The 25,280-nt window shown below is 40.2% G+C and carries 24 protein-coding genes; 2 read left to right on the forward strand and 22 right to left on the reverse strand.

Annotated elements, in window-relative coordinates:
- Nucleotide 1: 1 nt before the first annotated feature.
- Nucleotides 2-1,774, forward strand: a complete 1,773-nt coding sequence (gene cobM / locus B5X70_RS09245) for a precorrin-4 C(11)-methyltransferase (RefSeq protein ID WP_079557624.1) — start codon at nt 2-4, stop codon at nt 1,772-1,774.
- 35 nt (nt 1,775-1,809) lie between these two features.
- Here the strand turns inward: cobM and B5X70_RS18510 are convergent, their stop codons facing one another.
- From B5X70_RS18510 to B5X70_RS09255, 3 genes are read right to left on the reverse strand one after another with little or no spacing between them, the layout of a single operon-like run.
- The gene (locus B5X70_RS18510; RefSeq protein WP_262481303.1) at nt 1,810-1,941 is read right to left on the reverse strand and encodes a hypothetical protein; all 132 of its coding nucleotides are present in this window, start codon (nt 1,939-1,941) and stop codon (nt 1,810-1,812) included.
- Nucleotides 1,938-2,444, reverse strand: a complete 507-nt coding sequence (locus B5X70_RS09250) for a hypothetical protein (RefSeq protein ID WP_198314222.1) — start codon at nt 2,442-2,444, stop codon at nt 1,938-1,940. Before B5X70_RS09250 ends, B5X70_RS18510 begins: the two co-directional genes overlap by 4 nt.
- A 13-nt stretch (nt 2,445-2,457) precedes the next feature.
- Nucleotides 2,458-2,925, reverse strand: coding sequence for an N-acetyltransferase (locus B5X70_RS09255; protein WP_079557626.1), 468 nt, complete (start codon nt 2,923-2,925; stop codon nt 2,458-2,460).
- Between the two features lie 481 nt (nt 2,926-3,406).
- On the opposite strand from B5X70_RS09255, the gene cbiD reads away from it, so the two are divergent.
- Nucleotides 3,407-5,212, forward strand: coding sequence for a cobalt-precorrin-5B (C(1))-methyltransferase CbiD (gene cbiD, locus B5X70_RS09260; RefSeq protein WP_079557627.1), 1,806 nt, complete (start codon nt 3,407-3,409; stop codon nt 5,210-5,212).
- A 67-nt stretch (nt 5,213-5,279) separates the two neighbouring features.
- On the opposite strand, the gene B5X70_RS09265 is transcribed toward cbiD, so the two are convergent.
- The 19 genes from B5X70_RS09265 to B5X70_RS09355 form a co-directional block, all read right to left on the reverse strand.
- Nucleotides 5,280-5,780: a hypothetical protein gene (locus B5X70_RS09265; RefSeq protein ID WP_079557628.1), complete on the reverse strand. Its 501-nt coding sequence runs from the start codon at nt 5,778-5,780 to the stop codon at nt 5,280-5,282.
- A gap of 7 nt (nt 5,781-5,787) precedes the next feature.
- Nucleotides 5,788-7,137 carry an ABC transporter permease gene (locus B5X70_RS09270; RefSeq protein ID WP_079557629.1) on the reverse strand — a complete coding sequence of 450 codons (1,350 nt, stop codon included), beginning with the start codon at nt 7,135-7,137 and terminating at the stop codon, nt 5,788-5,790.
- On the reverse strand, nt 7,134-7,772 hold the full coding sequence (locus B5X70_RS09275) for an ABC transporter ATP-binding protein (RefSeq protein ID WP_079557630.1): 639 nt from the start codon (nt 7,770-7,772) through the stop codon (nt 7,134-7,136). Before B5X70_RS09275 ends, B5X70_RS09270 begins: the two co-directional genes overlap by 4 nt.
- A gap of 28 nt (nt 7,773-7,800) precedes the next feature.
- On the reverse strand, nt 7,801-9,003 hold the full coding sequence (locus B5X70_RS09280) for a GTP-binding protein (protein ID WP_079557631.1): 1,203 nt from the start codon (nt 9,001-9,003) through the stop codon (nt 7,801-7,803).
- A 171-nt stretch (nt 9,004-9,174) separates the two neighbouring features.
- Nucleotides 9,175-10,152 carry a CobW family GTP-binding protein gene (locus B5X70_RS09285; protein ID WP_079557632.1) on the reverse strand — a complete coding sequence of 326 codons (978 nt, stop codon included), beginning with the start codon at nt 10,150-10,152 and terminating at the stop codon, nt 9,175-9,177.
- A gap of 12 nt (nt 10,153-10,164) precedes the next feature.
- Nucleotides 10,165-10,566 (reverse strand): Fur family transcriptional regulator, encoded by a 402-nt coding sequence (locus B5X70_RS09290; RefSeq protein ID WP_079557633.1) that lies wholly within the window; start codon nt 10,564-10,566, stop codon nt 10,165-10,167.
- 391 nt (nt 10,567-10,957) lie between these two features.
- Complete coding sequence (locus B5X70_RS09295; RefSeq protein ID WP_079557634.1) at nt 10,958-15,385, reverse strand: PAS domain S-box protein; 4,428 nt, start codon at nt 15,383-15,385, stop codon at nt 10,958-10,960.
- A 403-nt stretch (nt 15,386-15,788) separates the two neighbouring features.
- Nucleotides 15,789-16,739: a tRNA dihydrouridine synthase gene (locus B5X70_RS09300; protein ID WP_079557635.1), complete on the reverse strand. Its 951-nt coding sequence runs from the start codon at nt 16,737-16,739 to the stop codon at nt 15,789-15,791.
- 148 nt (nt 16,740-16,887) lie between these two features.
- Complete coding sequence (locus B5X70_RS09305; protein WP_079557636.1) at nt 16,888-17,154, reverse strand: zinc ribbon domain-containing protein; 267 nt, start codon at nt 17,152-17,154, stop codon at nt 16,888-16,890.
- 18 nt (nt 17,155-17,172) lie between these two features.
- Nucleotides 17,173-18,027: an AraC family transcriptional regulator gene (locus B5X70_RS09310; protein ID WP_079557637.1), complete on the reverse strand. Its 855-nt coding sequence runs from the start codon at nt 18,025-18,027 to the stop codon at nt 17,173-17,175.
- A gap of 565 nt (nt 18,028-18,592) precedes the next feature.
- Nucleotides 18,593-19,483: a sulfate/molybdate ABC transporter ATP-binding protein gene (locus B5X70_RS09315; RefSeq protein WP_198314221.1), complete on the reverse strand. Its 891-nt coding sequence runs from the start codon at nt 19,481-19,483 to the stop codon at nt 18,593-18,595.
- Nucleotides 19,468-20,148 carry a molybdate ABC transporter permease subunit gene (gene modB / locus B5X70_RS09320; RefSeq protein WP_079557638.1) on the reverse strand — a complete coding sequence of 227 codons (681 nt, stop codon included), beginning with the start codon at nt 20,146-20,148 and terminating at the stop codon, nt 19,468-19,470. Before modB ends, B5X70_RS09315 begins: the two co-directional genes overlap by 16 nt.
- Before the next feature lie 111 nt (nt 20,149-20,259).
- Nucleotides 20,260-20,802, reverse strand: coding sequence for a TOBE domain-containing protein (locus B5X70_RS09325; RefSeq protein WP_079557639.1), 543 nt, complete (start codon nt 20,800-20,802; stop codon nt 20,260-20,262).
- Between the two features lie 743 nt (nt 20,803-21,545).
- A complete protein-coding gene (gene modA, locus B5X70_RS09330) occupies nt 21,546-22,346 on the reverse strand; it encodes a molybdate ABC transporter substrate-binding protein (protein WP_079557640.1) in 801 nt (266 codons plus the stop codon).
- An 8-nt stretch (nt 22,347-22,354) separates the two neighbouring features.
- Nucleotides 22,355-22,840, reverse strand: coding sequence for a tRNA (N6-threonylcarbamoyladenosine(37)-N6)-methyltransferase TrmO (gene tsaA, locus B5X70_RS09335; protein WP_079557641.1), 486 nt, complete (start codon nt 22,838-22,840; stop codon nt 22,355-22,357).
- 58 nt (nt 22,841-22,898) lie between these two features.
- Nucleotides 22,899-23,231: a winged helix-turn-helix domain-containing protein gene (locus tag B5X70_RS09340; RefSeq protein ID WP_079557642.1), complete on the reverse strand. Its 333-nt coding sequence runs from the start codon at nt 23,229-23,231 to the stop codon at nt 22,899-22,901.
- Complete coding sequence (locus B5X70_RS09345; protein ID WP_079557643.1) at nt 23,224-23,487, reverse strand: TOBE domain-containing protein; 264 nt, start codon at nt 23,485-23,487, stop codon at nt 23,224-23,226. Before B5X70_RS09345 ends, B5X70_RS09340 begins: the two co-directional genes overlap by 8 nt.
- A gap of 19 nt (nt 23,488-23,506) precedes the next feature.
- Nucleotides 23,507-24,721, reverse strand: a complete 1,215-nt coding sequence (locus B5X70_RS09350) for a homocitrate synthase/isopropylmalate synthase family protein (RefSeq protein ID WP_079557644.1) — start codon at nt 24,719-24,721, stop codon at nt 23,507-23,509.
- 134 nt (nt 24,722-24,855) lie between these two features.
- Nucleotides 24,856-25,164: a (2Fe-2S) ferredoxin domain-containing protein gene (locus tag B5X70_RS09355; RefSeq protein ID WP_079557645.1), complete on the reverse strand. Its 309-nt coding sequence runs from the start codon at nt 25,162-25,164 to the stop codon at nt 24,856-24,858.
- Between the last annotated feature and the right edge of the window lie 116 nt (nt 25,165-25,280).

A 25,280-nucleotide genomic window follows, 5' to 3' on the forward strand; every position in this document is an offset into this window, starting at 1 on the left:
AATGCAAAGTAAAATTGCCATCATATCATTTTCAAATGCCGGTAGCGACCTGGCTCTTCGTTTATGTTCTTACGGGTTAAAGGCTGATTGCTTTTCGTCGAAAGAGGTAAATGTTGGTGAGCTGTTTAACTCGCGAAATGCAATAGTTTTTATAGGGGCTTTAGGTATATGCGTGAGGCAAATTGCACCATTTCTAAAGAATAAGATTACCGACCCGGCTATTATAAATGTTGATGTTAATGGCCACTATGTGCAGCCGGTAACAGGAGGTCACCGAGGAGGAGCAAATCAACTTGCCAATGAAATTGCCGCTCTGCTTGGTGCAATACCAGTTATTACAACCGTTAGCGATACAACTTCGTTATGGTCGCTTGACATGTTTTCGCAGCGTTACGGCTGGAAAATGGAATCGCGCTCTTCCCTTACTAAGTTAATGGCTGCTTTTGTTAACGAGCAGTCCACGGCGTTGTTACTCGAGGCTCGTGACAATGGAACTTTATTTTTGGAGGAGAGCTTACCTGAGCATGTTACTTGTTTTTTCGATTATAAGGATGTTGATGTTAACAAATTTGAGGTTATAATCGCAGTAACACCCTATCTGCGACCATTGGGTGATAAAGTTATTTATTATCGCCCAAAGATGCTGCATCTGGGGATGGGATGTCAAAAAGATATAAACTCTGAGGTGCTGAAAAATAGTGTTGACAGCTTTTTAAAAGAGAGTGGTTTTTCACCATTGTCAGTAGCATCGGTAGGTACTGTTGAACTTAAGAAGGATGAAATGGCGCTTAATTATTTGGCAGATTCATTTGGTACCAAACTAACCATTTTTTCTGCTGAGGAACTTGCCTGTTACGATAGTAATTCACCATCAGATTTTGTAAACGACGTTACAGGAACTCCTTCGGTATCAGAGGCTGCGGCTTTTAAACTCGGCAACAATTTTCCTGTAATTACAAAACATACCTTAAAAGTTAACGATAAGTTTGCAACCATTTCTTTATCGATTTGTAACGATAGAGAACGTAAGGGTTTTATAGAGATTGTGGGAGCCGGTCCGGGCGACCCTCTGTTTATCACCGTTAGAGGTAAAATGATACTGCAAACAGCAGATTTAATATTATATGCAGGCAGTCTGGTTCCCATTGAGCTTACCCATTATGCAAAACCGGGATGCACTGTTAGAAGTTCTGCTGCCATGGATTTGCCTCATCAAATAGAGCTGATGAAATCATTCACCGACCGTGGCCTGCTTGTGGCACGTCTGCATACCGGCGACCCTTGCATTTATGGTGCCATACAAGAGCAAATGGCCGAACTTGATAAGCATAAAATACCATACCGCATAACTCCGGGGGTTTCATCCTTCCAGGCTGCCGCCGCTGCGCTTAAGTCGCAGTTTACAATCCCCGACGAAACGCAAACCATTATTCTTACGCGAGGAGAAGGACGAACTCCCGTGCCCGAACGAGAGCAATTAAATAAACTGGCTCAGTCGCAAAGTACGCTATGCATATTTTTGAGCGCCACCCTTGCCGAAAAAGTGCAACAACAATTGCTAGAGCACTATCCGGCTAACACACCGGTAGCTATCTGCCATAAACTTACATGGAAAGATGAAAAGATATGGCATTGCGAATTAATTAATCTGGCTGCTACTGTAGCACAAAACAAACTAACCCTCACAACTTTAATAGTTGTTGGCAAAGCAATTAATAACCGTGAAGGGTTGTCGAGATTATATGCACCTGAGTTTAAGCATTTATATAGGTAGGGGAGTGGTTTTCTGCCATAGGTTATGAGATTTAGTTACTTTGGAGTTGATGTATCAAACGTAATTGTATAAGAGGGAATAACATGCGATATTGCATAAGCCTCAAGGGGGCGTAATCCATCAGCGCCGGGTGTAGCCCCGGGACATAACTCACATTTTTTTATCATATAGCGGCACTTAATTTTACTTTCTTCTCAATTTCTGGTCTCCATTTCTCTTGATTTGACATTGTTTCGCAAATCTTTTCGTGGTAATAAACTTGATACCAAGTCTTTTTATGAAATTCGCATACATTTTTATATGCCTTCTCAGAATGAATCATCAATTTCATTAAGAATTCCTCTTTCGGCTCCCTGTGCTTATTTATCACTTGGCTTAAACTTACCGGCGCAATATCAATATCTTGTGCAAAATTACTTCTCTTGCTATAAATCGAATCAATATATAATTTTAAGAACTCAGAAAAATAGTTTTGTTTATCGTAAACAGGTTTTTTAAGATACTCTTCCATTTTTAGTTTCAACTGCATGAGTTTTGCCTTCACAATCTGCTCGTTCGATAGATTTTTCATTCTCTTCAAACGTGCCTCCATTAGTGCTGTAGCCTGATTCTCTTGTTCGTTTTTCGATGTATATCTTGAATCTACACCGTATTCAGTATCTACTATCATAATATTTGAATTTTTAGTCTTTATCATACTTATTTATCAAATCAATTATCTCTGGTACTTCAATACTCAATGTTACACCTGTTACATTCATATTGTACTTTTCGATATAATGTTTAGCTATTTGAATTTTTGGTTTCAGAGATACACACGCAAGTTCTCCGTATTCTCTAACAGCAATTTTCGCAATGTGCGCAATCAGGTTGCCCGTGATATTATCAAATTCTTTTTCTTTCCCCTTGTTCTCTTTTGAAACTGAAAGAAGTCTAATATGTAATCTCCACTCTTGAGGAATTCTTTCAATTGAAACAAGACCTAAGATGTCGTTCGACCCAATAATTCGTAATTTGTAAACTTCCTCCTCTTTCTCAGTTTTCCAATTAAAGAAGTATCTATCCTTTTTTATGTTCTTATAATCATCGGACTCAACAGGTAGAATCTCTACCGAATATTTCTTCTTAGTCGATGTCTCAATAATTCTCATTCAACAAAGATATGCAAAGTTTCCGTATTTCGGAAATATAATTAATTCAGTTTACTGCTTTTGTAATTTTCGTCAAATTGTGAGCAACGTATAAATATAACAAAGCCCCAACGGGGCGAAATCAATCCCAGAGTTATGAGATTGTGCTATTTTTGCGCTTGATGTGTCAAACGTAATTACAAAAGAGAAAACACCCTGCGATATCGCATAAAGCCCCAAGGGGGAATAGTGTTTTTTCGTATAAAGTGATTGCGCCCCGTTGGGGCTTGATGGTCAGAGTCTATTGTATGCCAGAGAATTATCTTTGGGATATGTTATTGCGTACTTTTGTAGCTTGATGTCTCAAACGTAATTGTAAAAGAGAGAATAACATGCGATATTGCATAAGCCCCAAAGGGGCGTAATCCATCAGCCCGGGGTGTAGCCCCGGGATATAACGTATAAATAAAACAAAGCCCCAACGGGGCGAAATCACTTAATAATGATACTAATTTTTGGCGGAACCACAGAAGGTCTGTTGGTGGCAAAGTTGTTGAACATCCTCAACGAACCATATATATACCACACCAAAACATCAACATCGCAAAAAGTTGAAGGTAAACATCTGCATGGAACTTTAACAGCCGAAGGCATCGTTAATTTTTGCAGGCAGCAATCTGTTAAACTAATTATTGATGCAGGCCACCCTTTTGCACAGGAGCTTCACAGAAATGTTGCTAAAGCATCGGTTATTAGCAGAATCGCCTCAATTCGTTTCGAGAGGAAATTCCCGAAAATAGACGAGGCACTAGTAAAGCGTTTTGATTCGTTTGAAATGTTGTCAGAACATCTCAATTCACTATCACCAATGCCGATTTTGGCTTTAACAGGTGTTCAAACAATAAAGTATTTTCCATCATTGTGGGATAAAATGCCCATGCATTTCAGGATTCTTAATACAGAGCTTTCAATGCAATCGGCATTGAAAACCGGTATAAGCCAGGAGTTTATTCATCCCTCGCCGGCTCATATCACTGAAGAGTCAATGCTTCATCTTATAGAAAAAACAAATCCCAAAATAATAATAACCAAAGAGAGTGGAGAGAGTGGTTATTTCAACTTAAAGCAAAAAATTGCCAAAGAGTGCGGAATTAAGCTATGGGTAGTGACTAAACCTGAAATGCCAGAATATTCGCATACCGTAGATGAAATTCGTGACCTGCATCAATTGTTACTGAAATTCCGCAAAGAAGTGTGGAAAGATGAAAACAATCTTAAGTCGGGATATACCTCCGGCACTTGTATAACGGCTGCTGCCAAAGCTGCTTTTGAAGCGCTGCTCACAGGCAGATTTCCTACAGATGTGGAGATTGTAATTCCATCGGGGAAAACCATTAAACTGGCGACATATTCTGATGGATTATCAGAAAACAGAGCATCATGTTTGGTGGTGAAAGATGCCGGCGACGACCCCGATGTGACTCATGCTGCACTGATGGGATGTAACGTTGAGTTGACTGAAGAGCCGGGCATTTCGTTCGACAAGGGCATTGGGGTTGGTGTTGTTACATTACCCGGACTAAAGGTTAGTCCGGGCGAGCCCGCCATAAACGAAACGCCTCGACAAATGATTAGAAAAGTTATTGAAGAACTATCACTCTTCTACGATTACCATGGAGGAGTTATCATTACCCCCTTTGTTCCATGTGGCGAGGAGTTGGCTCAAAAAACTTTCAATCCACGAGTGGGAGTGGTTGGAGGTATCAGTATCATAGGTACATCAGGTGAAGTTAAACCCTTATCGCATTCAGCTTTTATAAATGCCATTGAACAGCAAATAAAAGTAGTGGCAGCAATGGGAATAGATGAGGTTGTTTCTACAGCAGGCTTGCGCAGCGAAAAGGTAATAAAGAAGAGGTTCTCACATCTTCCGCAGCAAGCATTTATTCATCACGGTAACTTTATTGGCGATACGGTAAAGTTGGCTATCAAAAACGGCATCAATAAAATAACCATTGGCATAATGCCCGGAAAAGCCATTAAGCTTGCCGAGGGGCATCTGAACACCCACAGTGCAGTATCGTCTTTCAATGCATCCTTTGCAGCGCAATTGGCTAAAGATTGCGGTTATAACGATGTAATTGTCGAAAAAATATCACAGCTTACGCTTGCCAATGCCATTCAGGAGTTTATCCCTTTTGGTGAGGATGAGGTCTTTTATAAGACGATAGGTAATTTAGCGTGCAGTAAGTTATCTCAGGTAATACCTAATAATAACGATGTGAAAATTATTCTCATCAAATGGTAGGAGGCCTTGTGTAAATATGTTGATCCTCCTGTGGTCGAATCCTTTGAATGGTGCGACATGATGGAGGTTATTTTAAAACCTCCACCAATTCAGCATCCTTAATAATATAAATCAAATGATTGTAATTTCTTTCATTGAGCATTAGTTTTCCTTTGACACTGATGTAGTTGTCTGTGCGCAAGCGTTGAAATCTCCTGACCTGATCCTGCTTTGGGAGTATTTCCACAACGGTTTCAATGCCTGCATCTCCGCAGAAAAAACACATGTTCATGGGATAATAGGACAATACAAATGCCGAACCGGTAACATCAACCGGCAGGAAAAACCCTTTTAGAGTAACGGGTTCTCCATCCATGGTTTTCAAATCTCTGCCAAAACGCGGGCGGGGAAAATAGGCATTGTAGTTTACTGCATAGCCATATCTGACCCTAACATCGTACATTAAAAAGTCCCAAAGGTTCTCTTTGCGGTAGGCCATGTCCTGCGCCTGGACGAATGCGGGAGTGCTGCCCAGTATGATTGTTAACAAGAGGACGATGACAAGTTTTGCGCGTGTTTGATAAATCATGCTTGTTTCATAATTTTTGCAATAGGTAATGAATATCTGTTCTGTATGCCTTAATGGCTGGTAGGAGTGCTGCCGTTATGCCCACTAAAATTGCATAAATCAACATCAACATCTCTTCCGGCAAAATGGTTTGCATTGCACTCAATGCAAGCCAGTCGGAATTTGCAGCAACAATTATGCCTGTAATGCGGGTTATTAACATGCTGACTATCCATCCGCAGGTTGCAAGCATGGTACCCTCAGTTAACAAAAGCATAAATGCTTTTGTTCTGGATGTTCCCAGACTTCTTAGAAGAGCCAGTTCGTGCACTTCCCGGCTTAAACTGCTCCAAAGCAGTATCATTATATTGATACCCGAAAAGAGGGTGATGATCCAGGCCAATCCTCTTATTACATCCATCCCGAAACCCAAAAGTCCCATTAACCGGTTAAGTTCTATGGCGGGTGATGCTGCCTGCATGGACGTGTTATCGTTTATCATGCGCGGCAACATTACGGCGGCCATTGGAGTGTTATAAAAAACAAGCAAAGAGGTAATTTTTTGTTCTGAATCGGTTGCAATGCTGAGTTCTCCCATATGTTGGTTGTATAGGTTGAGCTCACGCGCTGAGAGTTCCTTTTGATTTTCAACCTTTCCCAGAATAATCGCCATTTCATCTTTTTCTTCATCATGTTCATGATGATGCCCATGCCCATGTTCATGATGATGTTCGCAGTGAGGATCTTCACATTCATCATGATTGTGTTCGTGCACTTCCCATACGCTTTCAACGGGGGTCAGAATCAGCCGGTCGATGATGGTGCCGGTGGGTTTTAGCACACCGGTTACTGTGTATGGGTGGTCATCGTGACTATGCCCGTGTTCCATAAAACCGTGCACCCCGGTAAAAACATCGCCGGTTTTTTGTCCCGTTCGTTGTGCTGCAACGGCTCCCATCACCACTTCCATTGAGAGTTGATACCAATCTCCGTTTTGCAATTCGGCATCATAAAGTGCGGCATAATCCAAAGAAGTACCTACAATTCTGTATCCAAGATAATTGTCGCCCAGGGCTATAGGAATCGTTGCCCTCACCATGGGATTGCGCGATATTTTTTCCGCTTCGTGCAAAGGAATGTTTCCGGTTGGATTGTCGGCATGCAATACCGACGAAAGAATCAATTGCATAGGACTGCCTTTGGCTCCCACGACTAAATCAATTCCGGCCAGATTGTTGTGAAACTGAAGTTGCGTTTGTCGTTCGAAATGCAACAGCGCCGAAACAACCGACAAGCCCAAAGCAAAAAGGGCGATGCTTAATAATGATTGAAGCGGTTTTCCGGATAGTTGTGCAAAGGCTAATTTTATGATGTTCATTTGCTTTCGTTTAATTCTATGACGCAGTTGAATTGTTGTTCCAGTCGAGAATCGTGGGTGGCTATTAAGAGTGTGATGTTGTATTTTTCACAAATGCTTTTCAGCATTTGTGAAAATCTATGGCAGTTTACATCATCAAGACTGGATGTTGGTTCATCGGCAAGAACCACTTTTGGATTATTAACCAGTGCTCGGGCAATTGAGAATCGCTGCTGTTCGCCCTGACTGAGGTGATGAGGTTTTTTCCCGGAAAGATTGCTGATGCCGAGTTCTTCAAGGATTTCCATAAGTATTTCTCTGTCTTCCTTGCTCTGTGCAATGTGTTGAGCCAGCAGCATGTTTTTATACATGCTGATCGATTTGATAAACAAATTTCGCTGAAAAATAAGCCCAATGTGGTTGGCTCTGAATGAGTCTCTTTGATGAGCCCGAAGCTGGTCAACACGCACTTCATCAACCTCTATTATCCCGGAATCAGGAGTGAGAATGCCCGATAACAGATGCAGCAAGGTGGTTTTTCCTGAACCCGATTCCCCTTTTATAAGAATCTGCTGCCCTGCCGTCAGAGAAAAGTCTTTAAAGCTGAGAGTGGCAGTTCCGGGGTATGTGAATTTCAGTTCTTTGGTTATAATCATTGGTGGTAAAAGTTTTAATCAGGTAGTGTTAAATCGGCCAGTTGTCCAGAAACTCGTAATTCCCCAGCTGCACGCCAATAATCTCTTTTTCCGTGCACAGGCAAGCCTCTAGCTCTTTTCTTATCTCTTTTTCATCCATGTTTTGGCCAATGAACACCAATTCATTCATGCGGTCGCCAAATTCTTTGTCCCATTTTTGCAAAATGAGTTCTTCATTTTGCTGAAACACCGGATTCTGATTTCTCTCTTTTATCCCGAGCGAAGCCCACCATACCCCGGCCTTGTCGGCCCTTAAGGAGCCACCGGCCTGGCTCCAGTTCAGTGCATCTGCCGGGCGTGAAGCAATCCAGAAAAGACCTTTGCTTCTCAGAATGGATGAGTCCCATTCCTGATTTACATATTTCCAAAAACGGGAGGGATGAAATGGTCTTCTGTCACGAAACACGAATGAGGATATGCCATACTCTTCGGTTTCCGGTGTATGCTCACCTTCCAGTTCTTTAATCCATCCGGCTGCCGAAGAAGCTTTGTTAAAATCGAAAAGGCCGGTATTTACAATTTCATTGATATCTACACGGGCTTCATTTGAGGTGATAATTCGTGCTTCAGGATTGAGTTTTTTGATAATGGCCTTCAACTGCTCCGTTTTTGACGCCGACACCAGATCAATCTTGTTTATAATAATCACATTGGCAAACTCAATCTGGTCGGTCAGCAAATTTACTATGGAGCGGTCGTCATAATCGGCATCCTCCTCCGTTTGCAAATCAGCAATGGTTTGAAGGCTTTCAAAATCTTTCTCAAAATTGGCCGCATCAACCACTGTTACCATGGTGTCCAGTTTTGCCCATCGTGACAGGTCTATTCCCAGTTCATCAAAGGTATAAGTGAAAGTTTGTGCAACCGGAATGGGTTCAGATATTCCCGAGCTCTCAATTAAGAGGTAGTCAAATCGATTTTGGCGGGCCAAATTCTCAACTTCTTTCACCAAATCTTCCCGCAAAGTGCAACAGATGCAGCCATTGCTCATTTCAACCAGTTTTTCTTCCGTCCTCGATAACCCTCCCTGGTTCTCTATAAATGCAGCATCTACGTTGACTTCGCTCATATCGTTAACGATGACTGCGGCCCTCAGACCATTTCTATTGTGCAGGATATGATTTAACAAAGTGGTTTTCCCCGCTCCCAAAAATCCACTCAACACTGTTACCGGTAATTTGTTACTATCCATAGCTAAATATTATTTAGTGTCAATAAGAAAACTGTTAATTCTCAGTCTTTAGTAAGAAAGCGTCAAAGACAAGACTTTCGAAGTTTTTGAAACCAAGGAGTTTACTTTTCGTAAATGACTGTTTCAAAAACGAGAATAACGCAGTATTTGGCGTTTTCTTATAAAGACTATTTAAACTGTTAATGCTTGTAATGCCTCTTCTAAAGCCACTTCGTCTATTCCTGTGCCAATAAATACCATACGACTTTTCCGTGCTTCCGGCTCACTCCAGGCAGACCCGTTTAAAACCTGGAAATTTCCCGAAACGGATTGCAGAATTATCTTTTGTTTCATATCATGAATGCTCAGTACGCCTTTTATCCTAAGGATTTTATCGGAGTTGGTGAACAGGAAATCTTCCAGCCAGAAGGAGAACCTTTTTGCATTGAGATTCCCTTCAATGGTGAACCCGAACGTACTAATGCCATGGCGTTTTTTTGTGTTGGATGCAACAGGTTTGAAAGAGGAAAAGTCAATAATTGACTTTTCAATTTTTCCGGGCTGGTAGGACCAACTGTCCAGTATGTTTATATCAGGCGTTTCTCCAAATTTGGTTTCGAACAAACGCGCAAATGGATTAAGCGTTTTTATCTTACCGGTTATCTTTTTAATGTCCGCTTCTGTTGCCAAATCGGTTTTATTAATAAGGATGATGTCGCTTTGAGCCAACTGTCGGCGTATCTCTTCATATTTTGTAAATTGCGACAGGAACAATCCGGCATCCACAAGTGCAACCACTGCATCCAACCTGAAATATTGCTGCGCCCGGTTTCCCATAAACAATTGAATGACCTCCGATGGGTCGGCCATGCCTGTGGCTTCAATAATCAGGTAATCATATTTTGCCCCGGCCAGTATCAGACTGTTCAAAAGCGTTCCAAGCTCTGCGTTGAGCGAACAGCAAATGCATCCATCTGTTAACTCAATAACATTGTTGTCGTTTTTTTCCAGCAGCATGCCGTCAATGTTAATATTACCGGCTTCATTTTCAATAATCAGAAATTTACTTTTTGGATGTTTTTTAAGAAGACCATTTAGAAATGTCGTTTTCCCGGCTCCTAAAAATCCTGTGACGATGGTCACAGGAATTGGTGTTGCGTTCTCATTCATGGTACGTTACTCTTAGCAGTTGCAATTGTTGCAGGTTCCTTTAATGATTAAATTGGTTTCTGAAATCCTGTATCCCTCGGGCATGGGAACTTCCGGCGTTAAAACGGTAGTCATGCACTTTACTTTCTGGCATTTACTGCAATAAAAATGTGCATGTTTTCTGTTTTCTTTATTGTAAGCTCCAAGGGCATACTTAATCGTTTGGTTGTCAACAACTATTTTGTGAATGATGCCGGAGTCTTCAAGCGTTTTAAAAGAGCGGAAATAGGTTGTGCGGTCGTAATTGCCTTCGAGCTGTTGGCGGATTTCCTGCTCTGATAAGGCTGTTTCGTTTGAGCCAATCACTTGTATTATGCCCTCGCGACAGCTCGTTCGTTTTAAATTGTGACTGAATAAAATTTCTGATGGATTCATGGGTGCAACTTTGTTTTAAATGCAACTGTGTTGCAAATGTAGGATATTATCTACAGATAACAAAGTGAAAAGATTTGTAATTGTTTTTAGAGATGAGAAAACACTATTTGAGGATATCCTTGTTTTTTTTAGATTAATCTTACATTGGAAAATTGTTTTGGATTAACCCTAAAGTTTGGCATGAGCTTGAGTGCGATGATTAATGATAAACGCTGCAAGCTTTTTTGTAAATAATTCTGCCTTTATCAGTGCGGCATCTTATTTCTGCTGTCTGCATAGGATGTTGCCCTTTATTATGGTTCATCGCCTTATAGGGGCATTTTTTACGGAATAACTGATTCCGTAAAAAAATGAATCTTGGTTTTTATTTATTCTGTCAAAGAAGGACTATTTATTTCTTAATGTGCATGTATTTACTAATCAATTCAAGCAACTTTGCTTTTTCAATGGGCTTTGATATAAAGTCATCGCAACCGTGTTCTAAAGCTAACTTCTTATCATATTCTGTTGAATATGCAGTTTGTGCTATTATCGGAAGCTTCGGTAATTTAGATTTTATTTTTTCTGTAGCCTTGAGCCCATTCATAACGGGCATTTTTATGTCCATTAAAACAATGTCAATATTCTTATTTTTTAGACATATGTCTAATACTTCCTGACCATTTTTTGCATGTATCAGGTTGTAATTCCCGTCTGTTTCTGCTTCAAACAAAGCCTGAATAAACAGATAGTTAACTTCTTCATCTTCTGCTACTAGAATGGTCTGTTTTTTAATTGCTTTTGAGTGTTCATAAGAATTATTAGTTATCTCATTTTTTCTGCCAGGGATATAAGGTATTGATACAATAAATGTAGAGCCTTTGCTTTTTTCCGATTCCAGTGTAATATTTCCTCCTAAAAGTTGTGCGTTTTCTTTTGATATGGATAGTCCCAAACCCAAACCGCCATGTTTATTGGAAACCTCTTCGTCTTCCTGCGAGAATCGTTCAAAAACCATTTGATGGTTTTTAGGTGCAATTCCAATGCCGGTATCTTTAACAAAGATTTTAAATAGTTCATTTTCAACACAGTAGCCAAATTCAATAAATCCATTGCTGGTAAATTTCAACGCATTCTCCAAAAGATTGCTTATGATTTTATTCAATTTTGTTTTGTCTGAAATGATGTAGCTTTGGTCATCATGCAGTGCTTTTTTTAAGTAAAGAGGGATGTTTCGTTCTTTAGATTTCAAATTGAAAATTGAAAACAGTTCCATTAGAAAATCGTTGAGGTTAAACTCCGTTTTATGTGTTTTTTCTTGTTTGGTTTCCAGAGTCGCTATTTCCAGTATGTCATCAATGATTCGTAACAGTTGATGGCTGCTGTTTTGGATGATTTTGGAGTAATACCTTCTTCTTTCTTCAGGTAAGTTCGGTTCATCTAGCATGTCGGAAAAACCAATAATGCCGTTCATCGGGGTGCGTATCTCGTGCGACATGTTATTGAGGAATTCCGTTTTCAGTCGATCGCTTTGCTCTGCTTTTTCTTTAGCTGAAACCAACTCTTCAAGCATCTTCTTTCTTTCGGTAATGTCTTCCATAATGCTTACAAAGTTTGTAATCTCTCCCTCACTATTTAGGATGGGAGAGATTATCGCATTTACCCAGTATAAACATCCATTTTTTTTCTTGTTGAGCATTTCTCCTTCCCAATCTTTTCCAGAAAGAATTGTGTCCCAAAGTTCCATATAAAATGCGGAGGAATGATGACCGGATTTTAAAATATTGGGATGTTTGCCCCTGACCTCATCAAAATGGTAACCAGTTAATTCTGTGAAAAACGGATTTACATATTCAATAGTGCCCTCTTTGTTGGTAATCACTATTGACACAGAACTTTGCTCAACTGCTCTTGAGAGTTTATAGGACTTCTCTTCACTGCGTTGCCTGTCAATAAACATGCTCAGTTCATGTGCTACCAGTTCCATAACTTCTATGCTCGATTGGTCATAAATTTCTGGATTCTCATAGTTTTGAATAACAACAGCCCCCAAAATTTCTTCCTCTACTTTTAAAGGAACGCCGAGCCATGCTTCGGCAGCGGTTCCGGATATCTCAATGACTCCCTCTTCATGTAAGCGCAAAATTTCCATTTTTCGCAAAAGCACAGTCTGGTTTTGAGCAATAAGATATCTTGTAAGCGACTTTTTAGCTGTCCATTCAGGTACTTCTTCTTTTTCATTTTTATCTATATTTGCGCTCAAAACCCCGGTCTCTTCATTATAAAATGCAATAAAAATGTTTTTTGCGTCAATAATGTTATTCAGTTCATTTTTTACAGAATCAAAAAGCTCTTTAAGATTCTTTGTGGTAATGGTTGCACGTGCAATGTTGTATTGTAACTTGTTTAAACTCTCCGCTTTTTTAATTTTAGTAAGATCCAAATCCACACAAAAAAGTTCTGGATTATCTCCCTCGCTGTTAAGGATGGTATGGCTGGAAAAGACCGGTACCTGCAAGCCATCCTTTCGTAAAAGAGACAACTCGGATGGAGGTATCGCTTTTCGGGTTTTGGACATGTTTCTTATTTCAGCTGCCACTTTATCCTGCATTTCATGGGGGATAATGAGATCCAGGATGTTTTTTCCGATTGCTTCCTCATGGGTATATCCATATAGATTCTCGGATGCTTCATTCCAGTAAATCAGTGTTCCATCCATCTGGTAGCCTTGAACCGATATGGAAGGGATGTTTTGAAGTAAACTGCGAAAGCGGTTTTCACTTAGCCTTAGCGCCTCTTCAGCTTTTTTGCTTTCGGTTATATCTCGAAATTCGACAGTCCTGACTTTTTTTCCTTTATATGGGATATTTCTTGCTTCTAGCCTGATTGAATATAATTCACCATTTTTACGTAAACCAACCGCCTCATAAGGTTTTTCGTAACCCTGCAATATCTTTTCCATAACCATATCTCTTGACCCGGGTGCGATTAGCAATAATCCGTCCATTCCAATCAGTTCGTCCAAAGCATATCCCGTTATTTCCGAAAGACCCTGGTTGCATTCCAAAATAAGGCCTTTGTCGTGAATGGCAATTCCTCCAAAAGAGGCATTGTGCAATGCTTTAAAACGTTCTTCGCTTTGGCGCAGTTCTTCTTCCGCTTTTTTATTTTCGCTAATATCCTGAAACGAACCATGTACTTTAATGATTTTGCCTTTCTCATTTTTCGCCGCTCGGCCAATAGTCCGCACCCAGAGACGATTCCCTTTCTTTGTAATGATCTCCATCTGTTCATCATAAGGAATGCCATCTTGCGCGCACTTTGAGAAAACATTAGTAATCTTATCATGCCATTCAGGAGCATAGAAATTAATGCCTTCCTCCAAATTTGGAGCATAACCATGTGGCATTTCATGAATATCTGCCACTGCATTTGACCAGATGCAGATGTTTTTTTCAAGGTCAACGCTCCAACCTCCAAATCGTGCGGTTTCTCCGGCAATCTGAAGAAGATCATAATTGGATTTTAATTCTTCATCTGCCTTTATACGCTCAGTAATAACTTCCGTATATATTATTATACCGCCAATACCGCCATCTGATTCGTACCACGGACGACACTCCCAGCGTGTCCATACAACGCTCCCGTCTTCACGATAAAACGGATCTTTCTCTGCGCTGGACACTTCACCGGCAAGCGCTTTCTTATGAATTTCTCTCCACCTTTGTGGCAGATCGGGAAACACATCATAATGATGCTTTCCAATCAAATCGGACTCTTTTACCTTGAAATCTTCAATGTATCGCTGGCTAACATAGATGTATTTTAAATCCCTGTCGTGAACTGCAATAGCGCTTCTATTGTGCTTAATAACATAATCCATTAAGTAATGAGAATGCTCAAGTTGCTTATTACTAATTAAAAGCGATTCTTCGGCTCGTTTGCGTATGGTAATATCGAAGCAATGTCCAATGTACCCGGTAAATTTCCCCTTGTTGTCAAAATTTGGAGTTCCCATATCCAGAATCATTCTGTATTCGCCGCTTGCATGGCGCAAGCGGTATTCCATTTCAAAGGGTTCCTGTTTGTCAAATGCTGTAACATAAGTTTCAATACATCTTTTATAATCATCGGGGTGAATGCCTTCAGTCCATCCGTTTCCCACTTCCTGTTCCATGGTGCGTCCCGTGAATTTTAGCCATGGGTCGTTAAAGTAGTTACACAGTTTGTCGGTTCCTGATTTCCATATAAGTGCGATTCCTGAATTCGCTAAGTTTTTATATTGATTTTCTCTTTCCTTTATTTCATTATAGAGTTTTGTTTGCTCCAGTTTCTGGAACGCCATCTCACTGATCATTAGGGTCATGTTAGTCAGGAAGTCAGTAACTACCTGTACTTTTTCTTTTGAGACAATCGGCACTTTATCCAAAGCCTCCAGATATTTTATTTCATCAAATTCATGGTTTTGAGCCTGCTTTTTAAAAAAAGCACGGTTGGGTTCCTCAAAAAAGAATTGTCCGGTAAACAAATTGGCAATATGTTCTCCATTGATGACTATTGGCACTGCTAAATCAACCAAACCGTTTAAGCATTTATAGGAATGAAACTTCTTGCCATCGGATAATTTGTTGGCCAGTTCGGTATCACTTAGGGTACATTTTTTAGATGTTTCCGGATGGATTCGGTGAAATTCGGTACATATCTCTCTCCAGCCCGATTTGGATAAAATGTTTCCTTCAAGGTCTAAAACAGCAGTAACAAAGCCGGTTGTTTTGTTGAAACCTTCCAAGAGGGTGTTCAATTTTTCAAAGTCTATCAAGTCCAGAATTTTGGTTTTCATGAGTAAACAGTCTGGTTATATGGCCATATGGAACTATCTTATTTAAACTATTCGTTGTTGTGACTCCAATAAGAAAATTTTCCGCTTTTTATAATAAGGGTCAAAACCAAACTAAACCTTGTTGGCTCTTTCTTTTATAAGCTATCTAAATTTAATAAATTTTTACTGTTTTTTGGTTATCTTTTTACTGTTTAATTGATGAGAATACAATGGAGGCGTTTGGGATGTGCTCCTTTTTTGACAAATGAAGTTTTCTTGATTTATCACGAGATATAAACAGGTAGCTAGTTATGCTGTCTTAACAGTCAGCACTCATGATCTTATCTGCCAGTCCCTTTATGACTATTCATAGGATGATTGAAGGCCTGTTAGGTGTATGATTTATTGGACTGATTTGTAACAATCAGTCTATATAGTCTCTACAGATAGACTTTACGGTCTCATGATAAGTGTTGACATTTTTTGCTTTACGAATGCCCTTGTGAACCTTATGCGGATTCGAAAATATCTGCGAAAAATACTCCCAATAGCTTTTCATCTTTAATAAGATGTGGGTTGAACCAGACAAGGATTCCGCATATTCCCGAAAAAGTGCATCATGAAACCTGTCAAAGGTTTCAATCCAGTTTTCTGGTTTGTTGAAATCGTTATTCCGAATCATTGCCGGTAAAAATGGGTTGGCAATCAAACCCCTTCCAATGGCCCATTGACTTACATTCGGGAATTTCTCCTGAAGTATTAAAAATTTTTCCGTTGAATCAATATCACCATTGTAGCATATTTCATGATCCGTGTCTTCGGTGCATTGCCTGAAAGTGTCCAAATCCACGGTGCCTTTGTAAAGTTGTTTTCCAATCCGGGGGTGGATGATGAGGTTTGTGAGTTTGTAGCGGTTCAAAATTGGTAATAGGTCTAAAATTTCCCGGTTGTTTTCATAACCTAATCGCAATTTTATGGAAATATTGATGTCCGACTCAGATGAAATCCTTTTAAGGATTTCATCAATTCGATTTTTCTCCTTTATCAGACCCGAACCCAAAGCACGTTTTGTAACCATGGGGTAGGGACACCCCAGGTTCCAGTTCAACTCATTGTACCCCAATTGTTGAACATGTTTGGCAGTAAAAAGAAATTCCTCAGCGTTATTGGTCATGATTTGAGGAATCAATTCTTTTACCTTATTGTTTTCAGGCAGTACATCCCGTTGCTGGGATGATTTTATCAGAAAATCATTTTGAAGTCTGATGTAAGGCGCGTAATAGGTGTCTATGCCACCAAAAAACCTGTCGAAATTGTTTCGAAAGCGAAAATCGGTAAAACCTTGTAATGGTGTTGAGAGAATTTTAATCTTCATTTTAAAAATATTGCCCTCAAAGATATATAATGCAGAAAAATTAACCACAGAAGAACACAAAGTATCACTAAGTTCGCCATGTGGTAGGCAACAACACATACATTCGGTTCTTTAGTAATTTGTTGATCACTGTGGTTTTAGTACTCTTCTATGACACTGTTTTCCACCTCTCCAATCTTGGAATTCCTCTGGTGAACAGCCATGCCGAGAATCGGTTCATTCCCATTTCGCGCATTTTGTTTATGCAGATCGCCTGCATTTCGGCCGCTGTACCGTTAAATGTATAGCTGCCATCTACATAGCAGTAGCTGCAAAATTTGTGGCTGATGGATCCATCGGCGTTCAATCCGCCTCCTTGTGGGTCTTGTTTCATTGGCATTCCGCAGCTTTGGCAGAATTTGTAGTTTTTTTCCATTGTAGTAGTTGTTGAGTTTTATTTTATTGGGATGTAAATCTCTGTTAGTAAATCTTCTACCTTAACGTTACTTGGGGAGTTTAGATATTTCTCGAACGACATGGCATCACGTAATTCTATCTCTGCCGATGGCAACCAATGTCGATATATTGTATTGTACATTGCTGCAAGTCCCGAATAGCAGCCTTTTAAGGTAAATACTCCATATTTTCCCTCTTTTAAATCAATTGTCCCGAACTCTGCTTCAGGCTTAATCTCTTTATTGTGTGTAATACATGCATAAAATCGACATTTATCGTGCGAAGTTATGTTCGGGTCATCGTAGCATAAGCCTATAAATTCGTTACTTCCATCGAGGTATCCTTTTTTCGAAGCGTATTGCAACAGCCTTCCCCAAGCATCATTATATGATTCTGCTCCATACTGGTCAATTATTCTGATATAAAGCAATTTTTTATTGCTTTCATACTTGAATTCAGGATGTACCTCAATAATAGGATACTCATCCTTAGCAATATGCGAAGTGAAAAAGTTGTGGATGTTACGAAACGATGAAGGATTAATACCAAAGTGGTTTTTAAAAGCTTTTGATAAGGCATGTTGATTTTGATATCCTGTTAGTTCTGCAATTTCGGTTAAGTTTTCTTTACTTACTTGTAGAAGCTGAGCAGCTTTCTCTAAACGAATGCGAGTGATGTAGGCACCGGGGCTCTCACCAATGTATGCTTTAAAAATCCGATGGAAATGAAATGATGATATTCCTGCTATACTTGACAGGGTATCTAAATCGGGTGCATGTTTTAGATTGGTGTTTATGAAATCAATCGCTTTGTTTAAGCTGTTTTGGTAATGATTAAAGGTTATTGGTTTCATCTGTCTATAATTTGATTTTCAGCAACTCCCGATGCTTCGCGAGAACTCGTCGCATAATCATGTTCCTGTGTGAGAAGAACATTGACTTGGTCTATCTGATGATTCTCGTGGCTCGTTTCATAAAACCCAGGTTGCTTCTCTTTGTGTAAATTTAGAGGTTTAAATTAAATCGTTACTTATCAATTTTTGCTTTTTTTTATAGAATTATCTCGATGATTTGCAACGTAAAAGATTAATCTTGAGGATTCAGAGTTATATTGCAGCTTTTATAATTAGAATTAATAAGTTTTAATAAAAACATAGCCCGGAGGAATCTCCTCCGGGCTATGTTTATTTATTGAAGTTTCTATGTTATGCTCTTAAAGGCTTCGAAGGTAGCTCACTATAACACTACCTTCACAGCTCTTACGTTGGTTTTTACAATGTAAACATTTCCTTTTGTTGCTTGCATGGTTATTTGTGCTCCTCTGCTAACCCCATTCAAAGCAAACACCCACGAAAGACTTATTGTTTCGGTCAAAGGGAGAAATCTCAAAAGTTTTACCAGGCAACAAAGTTTTTAAAACTAATTCTGAACTTTCATGATAAGCGGATTAAATGCCTTTGAGAATACCATGATTTTGTCGCCTTCGGCCAAATCATGAATTTCGTTATCGTAAGCCGTTACTTTTACTATTTGGTTCATGCCGGTAACCACTGTGAGAAGGTAAAAGGTGTCCTGTTTCTGAATTTTTACAATGTTCCCGGTGATTTGAACCTTTCCGCTTATCTGATTATTAAGGAAGATATCGTCGGGTTTACCAATTGCAGTAATTTTTCCGTTTTCTATTTTTATCACCTTTTGTGCCAAACGAAAAACTTCTGTGAGGTCGTGACTAACCAACAGGGTTGTGGCATTGGTGATGGAATGGGCTTTTAATATTTCGTTTTGCAATGATGTTCTGAAGTTGGAATCCAGTGCCGACAAAGGTTCATCAAGTAGAAGAAAGTCGGGTTTACGTGCCAAAGCGCGTGCCAGAGCCACGCGCTGCTTTTGTCCACCGGATAATTTCTCAGGCATGCGATGAGTAAATTCGGCAAGGCCGAATTTGTTGATTAAGTCTAATGCATGAGCTTTGTTTTTTTGCTTTTGTCCGAAAATAATATTTTCATATACACTCATATTTGGGAACAGGGCGTAGTCCTGAAAAACGAAACCAATGTTTCGCTGCTGTGGTGTTTTGTTGATGTTTACATCAGAATGGAACCAGATGGAGTCTCCGACTTTTATAACACCGGAATCGGGAGATGTGAGGCCGGCAATCATTCGCAGCAGCGTGGTTTTTCCTGCTCCGGATTCACCAAAAAGCACTGCCAGTTCGCCCTGGCAAATGCTGGCTTTGATGTGGAGGAGCATGGTTCCGTGCGCCGACACCAGTTTTTTTTGAACATTTATTTCAATCACACGATTCTCCATGAGTTTTGCTTTCTGTTAATTGTATAAATTAGAGTCAGTACGATAAACGAGATTAAAAAGAGAATCAATGCATATTGGTTGGCTGCTTCAAAGTTAAGAGCCTGTACTTCGTCATAAATGGCAATGGAGGCTACCCGGGTTTCTCCCGGCATATTGCCACCTACCATAAGGATGATGCCAAATTCGCCAATGCAGTGTGCAAACGTAAGAGCAATGGCTGTAACCAGCGAGGGCTTTATGTTTGGTAGCAACACTCTGAAAAAAGTTGCTGTTTTTGATTTCCCCAATGTGTAGGAAGCTTCCCGTAAATTCTGAGGAATTGCTCTAAAACCGTTGATTAAGGGCTGCACCATAAACGGTACGCTAAAAACAACCGATGCAATCAATATTCCTTCAAAAGTAAATGCCAGACGAACATCAAACACCGTATCTAAAAACCCGCCAAACCAGTGGTTTGGACTATATGCTACCAAAATGTAGTAACCAATAACCGATGGTGGTAATACCAGCGGCATGCTCACCAGAGCCTCCAACACCGGTTTTAGTCTGAATCGCGAATATGCCATAAAATAACTCAACGGCAATCCAACAATCAGCAGTATGCAGGTTGTGTAGGTAGCCAGTTTGGCTGTGAGAATGAGAGTTTCTATGAATGGTGTGGGCATGTGTTTTTGTTTTAAGTTGATAGTTTATGGTTTATGGTTCTGGGTTGATGGTTTGTGGTTGATGGTTTGTCTATGGAACTATCAACTATCAACTCAAAACTCTCAACCCCATTACCTTGTCACCCTTCCCCCTTTTCTACCGTCCTCCGCTTTCCGCTTTCCGCTTTCCGTTTTCCGCTTTCCGCTTTCCGCTTTCCGCTTTCCGCTTTCCGTTTTCCGCTTTCCGTTTTCCGCTTTCCGTTTTCCGCTTTCCGTTTGTTTTATTAACGATATTTCATTGGCTTTTATGAGGGCTGTGACTTCAGTTCCAATCTCAAGTTCCAGTGATTTTACCGAACGGGTGGTAATGGCTGAATGTATGGTGAAACTACCAAATCTTAATTCGACTACGCTTAACAGTTCTCCGAGGTTGATGTTGGTCACTTTGCATGGGAATCGGTTTCTTAAACTGATTTTTCCGGATAACCGAACAGCGATGGAAAGCTCCGACTCTTTAAATACCGCGAGGACATCGGCTCCCGGCGAAAGCCATACGGGCAGCTCCTCAGCATCCACAATCAGGGCCGATAAGGAACAACCTCCTGTTTCTAAATCAACCAGAGCGATGCCACCTGAGGTGGTGATGTTTATAATTTTTGCTGGTATTTTGTTCATTTTTCAATTTTTAGATTAACGCAAGACTATCAGTTCATTTTAAGAGACTGTTTAATTTTAATCTGTTTTAAATATTTTTATCTCGGATTCTATCGGATAAACCGATAGTCAAGATTAAACTGAAAATCTGGCATGTATAGTCGTCTTTCTCAACGTCTCTATCTGTGTATATTATAACCCCGATTTTATCGGGACGTATTTTAAAACTAAATTTAAACAGTTGCTAAGATGTCAGGGCTACACCCCTTAAAACAATAGCATTATCTATTTCTACGAAGATATTAGGGCTACGCCCCTATTTCTTCGTGATGAGCTTACTAAGCAACTGTTTAAGTTTCATTCTTTGGGCTGTTTTTTTGTCTTGAGCCATTCTATTTCGTCAAAATCTCTTCAAATAGCGGTGCTATTATCGCCCATTTTGACTTGGACCTAGAATCCCACCTAGCGGGAAAAACTCAATTCTTTAAAAACACCCTCCAAAAACTAAAATTAAACAGATTCTAAGGGGCGTTAGCCCTGTAATCTTCGTAGAAAAACAATTATTTATAGAGCATTAGGGGCGTAGCCCTGATATCTAAATTTTCCTGTTGTGAAAAATAAAATACTAACCACAGAGAACATCCCAAATCCCTTGTCATTTCTACCATCGGGAGAAATCTATATATTTGATTAGGACAATAATAATTTAAATTTAGTGTTTACTGCTATTCCATAATTTACAGTCATTCCATGACTTACGTCCATTACATAAAGTCATCGGATGACCTCTTTTCACGATTTATATATCGTCGTGTTGTTCGTTCCGGCAATTCAAAGCCATACTTTTCTAAAATTGTGATGGCAGGTGGTGATGATATGTATCTGGCAAAATCATGTGCCAAAGCGTTATCTTTGGCACGGTTCAAAATCACAAACCCCTGTTGTAAAGAGTTGTGAGTGCCATCATCTATTAAATAATAATTTCCTTTAGTTTGCATGTTTGGTGACATAACGAGTGCTAACGCCAATATCCCTATCTGTGCATTTCCTGTAAGGCAAAACTGAGCTGCCTGCGATATGTTTTCACCGTAAATGAGTTGCGACTTAACTTTGTCATAAAGTCCCATATATGTTAAAGCTTCCACAGCTCTTTCGCCGTATGGAGCATGTGATGGGTTAGCGATTGCAATTCTGGCTCTGGAATTTTCTGACAATACAGAAAAGCCTTTACTAACATCAATTGAAGAGCTCCACAGAGCAATTCGGCCAATGGCGTACAACGTTGGCTCATGAACGGTTAGTCCCGCTTCATAAAGCCTTTGTGGATATGATATGTCAGCAGAGAAGTATATATCATAAGGCGCACCACCGTTGGAAATTTGAGTGTAAGCATTGCCGGATGAGCCGTAAATAACCTCCAGGTTGACATTGGGGTGTTCGCTTTTGTAAGCAGCCACAATCTCGTCCATGGCAAAGCGCAAATCTGCCGCGGCAGCAATTCGTACTCTTTGTGCATGGCCGGTTATGCACAAAATCAAAAGCAATATGGTGGGTATGATTCTCATGTTATTATTTATCTAAACCTGTCATCGGAGCGCAGTTGGTTTGGTGTTGAATTTTTACTCTTTTCAAGCCATCCCGATTGAACGTTTTCTCTATGGTCAAATTGCGGGTGAAATGGTTTTATGTCAATCAACGGACTTCCGTTCAGCATATCTACTTGTTCTATGTGGATGATGTTATTTTCGATGCCGGTAAGCCGCACTGTTGAAATGCCAATGGCATTTGGCCTTTTGGGTGCTCTGGTGGCAAAAACACCATGCTGTGCTGTATCCAAAAAAGGTGTTGTCACCAGTTCAAACCCATCTGCTTTATGAAAGTGATAGAGCAGGGTGATGTGTGAAAATCCATCCAGGTCTTTAAGGCCCGGCTCAAATTCGGGCAGTAACTCAATGTGTCCTTTAACTCCATCGGCAGCAATGGCTTGTATGGGCATGTCGCTGATGTTGTTATGTGGAGTAAATATTTTTCCTATTGGATTTAAGGTGATTGTTTCCATAATATTGCGATTTTTGTTACCGATATAAATAATTAAAGATAACGCATATTAAAAAAAATCACAGAGTGATTTCTACGTTTAGCTTTTGTACAAGAGCGATAACATGGGCTTCTATGTAGTTGAACTCCTTTATAACACCTTTCCCATAAACAGAAAGTTGAGCACCACCGCCGTTAATACCTCCTCGTTGTTTAATAACCAACGGTTGTGGCGCGATGCTATTCATTTCATCAATCATATTCCATGCATGCTGATATGAAATTTTTAATTGTTTTGCAGCACTGCTAAGGCTACCTCGATGATTAATCTCATTCAGCAACGAAGTTTTCTGATGGTTTAAATAGATGGCTCCGTTTTTCCTGATGTTTATATGGCATTCAATCTCAATCATGGTTTTTGCATCCACATTTACTCTCTTTGCCTTCTGATTTGCAATCGCAAGGGGTACCAATGATTACTTCGGTTGACTTAATTACCGCAATGGCGTCAACACCGGGCTTTAACTCCAAATCAGCGATGGCATCTTTGGATATAATGGCAGAAATGATGTTGCCACTTCCTAAATCCATCACGACTTTTGAAGTTATCAGACCTTCTTCCACTGTTACTATTTTCCCTTTGAGTTGATTTCTGGCACTTAGTTTCATGTTGTTTGTTTTTAGTTGTTTAGTATTTCACCCAATCCTCTTCAATCTGATTTAAGGAAGTACGCATCAAAACCACAGGGTTTTCTGTTAGTGAATCAGATTTTTCATGAAGCAACTGGTTGTAAATGTCCATTAGTTCTATTTCGGAGATGGCTTCTTTGAATTGTTCTGACTGTTCTTTCAATCGGTTTAGTATTTCATTGCAGAAATCCTCGGATATTTCGATTTGCAGATTATTAAAAAAATGATATATGCTGGTTTTGCCACTGTGTTTTCCAAATACAAAGGGAATGTCCTCCCGGCCAATGGATTCGGCGTTTATCAGTTGATATGAATTCCTGTCGCGGATGATTGAAGCGGTATGAATACCGCTTTCGTGCGCCAGAACCATCTTTCCTGTGATGGGCTTTGCCGGATGTATTGGTCGGTTTGATGTTTTTGCCACCATTTCGCTTAACTGATAGAACATAGTTGTATCTAATCCGCAAGGAATCTGTTCGCCAACCTCAAAAGCCATAACCACCTCTTCCAGAGCTGCATTTCCGGCTCTTTCACCAAGTCCGTTTACCGTCACGCTGAAGCTTTGAACCCCTGCGTCAAAGGCAGAAAGAATGTTTGCCGTAGCCATTCCCAAATCATTGTGTGCATGAAATTCAAAAGGCACACCGGGGTTGTTTTTCACGATGTTTGAAAGTTGTCTGGCGGTTTGTTTTGGTGTTAATGTTCCCACGGTATCGGCCATTCGGATGCGTGCTGCACCGCAATCTTTAGCTATGGAGACGAATTCATTCAGGAAAGATGCTTCGCAACGCGAAGCATCTTGTGCTCCTACGGTTACAAATGAAAACAGCTCTAATGCCATTGACAAAAGGTTTTTAACAGAATCGATAACCCATCGCTGGTCTTTTTGCATGCATTTTAAAAGAATATCTGATACCGGGAACGAGATGTGTACGCCGTCTGTTCCACAGCGGGATGCAGCCATAATATCGTCGGGAGTGGCTCTACACCATGCAGTGGTAATAAAGCCAAATCCGGAAGAGCAGAGGTATCTTATCTCGTTGATTTCTTTATCTCCCATGGCAGGGGTTCCTATCTCAACTTCTGTGATTCCTGTTCTGTCGAGCAAATGGCAAATGGCCATTTTTTCCGCCAGAGTGAACGCTACTCCCGGAGCTTGTTCTCCATCCCTCAGGGTGGTGTCAATGAAATGTGGTGCATGTTTTTTCGTCATAAGTTGTTTCGGTTTAGTAAAAACCTTCGCGGGTTATTCCGGATTGCTTATTTGCCGGCGCCAGAAAAAAGCATCACTACCGCGCTCTGCCATGAAACAGAGCCGGAACAATTATCCGCGAAGGTAATTTTGGGTTAATCGGATATGAGATACTTCTCGCATGCCTCTCCTTCCTCAAGTGCATCCAGAATTTCATCTATGGCTTCTTCGGAATCAACTTTTCCATACCAAAAATTATTGGGATGAATGACGATGACCGGTCCTTCGGTACAAACATTGAGGCATCCGGTGGTGGAAACGGCCACGTCAAGACCGCGGTCGGAGGACTCTTCGGTGATGTATTGAAGCAGGTTGGCAGCTCCTTTTTTATTACAGGCTCCCTGTGCGTCGCCGGCAACACGGAATGAATTGCAGACGAGAATGTGGAAATCAGGTTTTTTCATAGTTTATAGTTGTTTGTTTATAGTTTTGAGTTGATGGTTGATAGTTTATAGTTTTGAGTTGATGGTTGATTGTTGAGGCATTGAACCATAAACCATCAACTATAAACTATAAACAA

It is taken from the genome of Alkalitalea saponilacus (genome assembly GCF_900168165.1).
Lineage (GTDB): Bacteria > Bacteroidota > Bacteroidia > Bacteroidales > Marinilabiliaceae > Natronoflexus > Natronoflexus saponilacus.

Bases quoted from the DNA above. Each gene is read 5' to 3' on its own strand.
- cobM (WP_079557624.1), top strand. From the start codon at position 2: ATGCAAAGTAAAATTGCCATCATATCATTTTCAAATGCCGGTAGCGAC.
- B5X70_RS18510 (WP_262481303.1), bottom strand. From the start codon at position 1,941: ATGATAAAAAAATGTGAGTTATGTCCCGGGGCTACACCCGGCGCTGAT.
- B5X70_RS09250 (WP_198314222.1), bottom strand. From the start codon at position 2,444: ATGATAGTAGATACTGAATACGGTGTAGATTCAAGATATACATCGAAA.
- B5X70_RS09255 (WP_079557626.1), bottom strand. From the start codon at position 2,925: ATGAGAATTATTGAGACATCGACTAAGAAGAAATATTCGGTAGAGATT.
- cbiD (WP_079557627.1), top strand. From the start codon at position 3,407: ATGATACTAATTTTTGGCGGAACCACAGAAGGTCTGTTGGTGGCAAAG.
- B5X70_RS09265 (WP_079557628.1), bottom strand. From the start codon at position 5,780: ATGATTTATCAAACACGCGCAAAACTTGTCATCGTCCTCTTGTTAACA.
- B5X70_RS09270 (WP_079557629.1), bottom strand. From the start codon at position 7,137: ATGAACATCATAAAATTAGCCTTTGCACAACTATCCGGAAAACCGCTT.
- B5X70_RS09275 (WP_079557630.1), bottom strand. From the start codon at position 7,772: ATGATTATAACCAAAGAACTGAAATTCACATACCCCGGAACTGCCACT.
- B5X70_RS09280 (WP_079557631.1), bottom strand. From the start codon at position 9,003: ATGGATAGTAACAAATTACCGGTAACAGTGTTGAGTGGATTTTTGGGA.
- B5X70_RS09285 (WP_079557632.1), bottom strand. From the start codon at position 10,152: ATGAATGAGAACGCAACACCAATTCCTGTGACCATCGTCACAGGATTT.
- B5X70_RS09290 (WP_079557633.1), bottom strand. From the start codon at position 10,566: ATGAATCCATCAGAAATTTTATTCAGTCACAATTTAAAACGAACGAGC.
- B5X70_RS09295 (WP_079557634.1), bottom strand. From the start codon at position 15,385: ATGAAAACCAAAATTCTGGACTTGATAGACTTTGAAAAATTGAACACC.
- B5X70_RS09300 (WP_079557635.1), bottom strand. From the start codon at position 16,739: ATGAAGATTAAAATTCTCTCAACACCATTACAAGGTTTTACCGATTTT.
- B5X70_RS09305 (WP_079557636.1), bottom strand. From the start codon at position 17,154: ATGGAAAAAAACTACAAATTCTGCCAAAGCTGCGGAATGCCAATGAAA.
- B5X70_RS09310 (WP_079557637.1), bottom strand. From the start codon at position 18,027: ATGAAACCAATAACCTTTAATCATTACCAAAACAGCTTAAACAAAGCG.
- B5X70_RS09315 (WP_198314221.1), bottom strand. From the start codon at position 19,483: ATGGAGAATCGTGTGATTGAAATAAATGTTCAAAAAAAACTGGTGTCG.
- modB (WP_079557638.1), bottom strand. From the start codon at position 20,148: ATGCCCACACCATTCATAGAAACTCTCATTCTCACAGCCAAACTGGCT.
- B5X70_RS09325 (WP_079557639.1), bottom strand. From the start codon at position 20,802: ATGAACAAAATACCAGCAAAAATTATAAACATCACCACCTCAGGTGGC.
- modA (WP_079557640.1), bottom strand. From the start codon at position 22,346: ATGAGAATCATACCCACCATATTGCTTTTGATTTTGTGCATAACCGGC.
- tsaA (WP_079557641.1), bottom strand. From the start codon at position 22,840: ATGGAAACAATCACCTTAAATCCAATAGGAAAAATATTTACTCCACAT.
- B5X70_RS09340 (WP_079557642.1), bottom strand. From the start codon at position 23,231: ATGATTGAGATTGAATGCCATATAAACATCAGGAAAAACGGAGCCATC.
- B5X70_RS09345 (WP_079557643.1), bottom strand. From the start codon at position 23,487: ATGAAACTAAGTGCCAGAAATCAACTCAAAGGGAAAATAGTAACAGTG.
- B5X70_RS09350 (WP_079557644.1), bottom strand. From the start codon at position 24,721: ATGACGAAAAAACATGCACCACATTTCATTGACACCACCCTGAGGGAT.
- B5X70_RS09355 (WP_079557645.1), bottom strand. From the start codon at position 25,164: ATGAAAAAACCTGATTTCCACATTCTCGTCTGCAATTCATTCCGTGTT.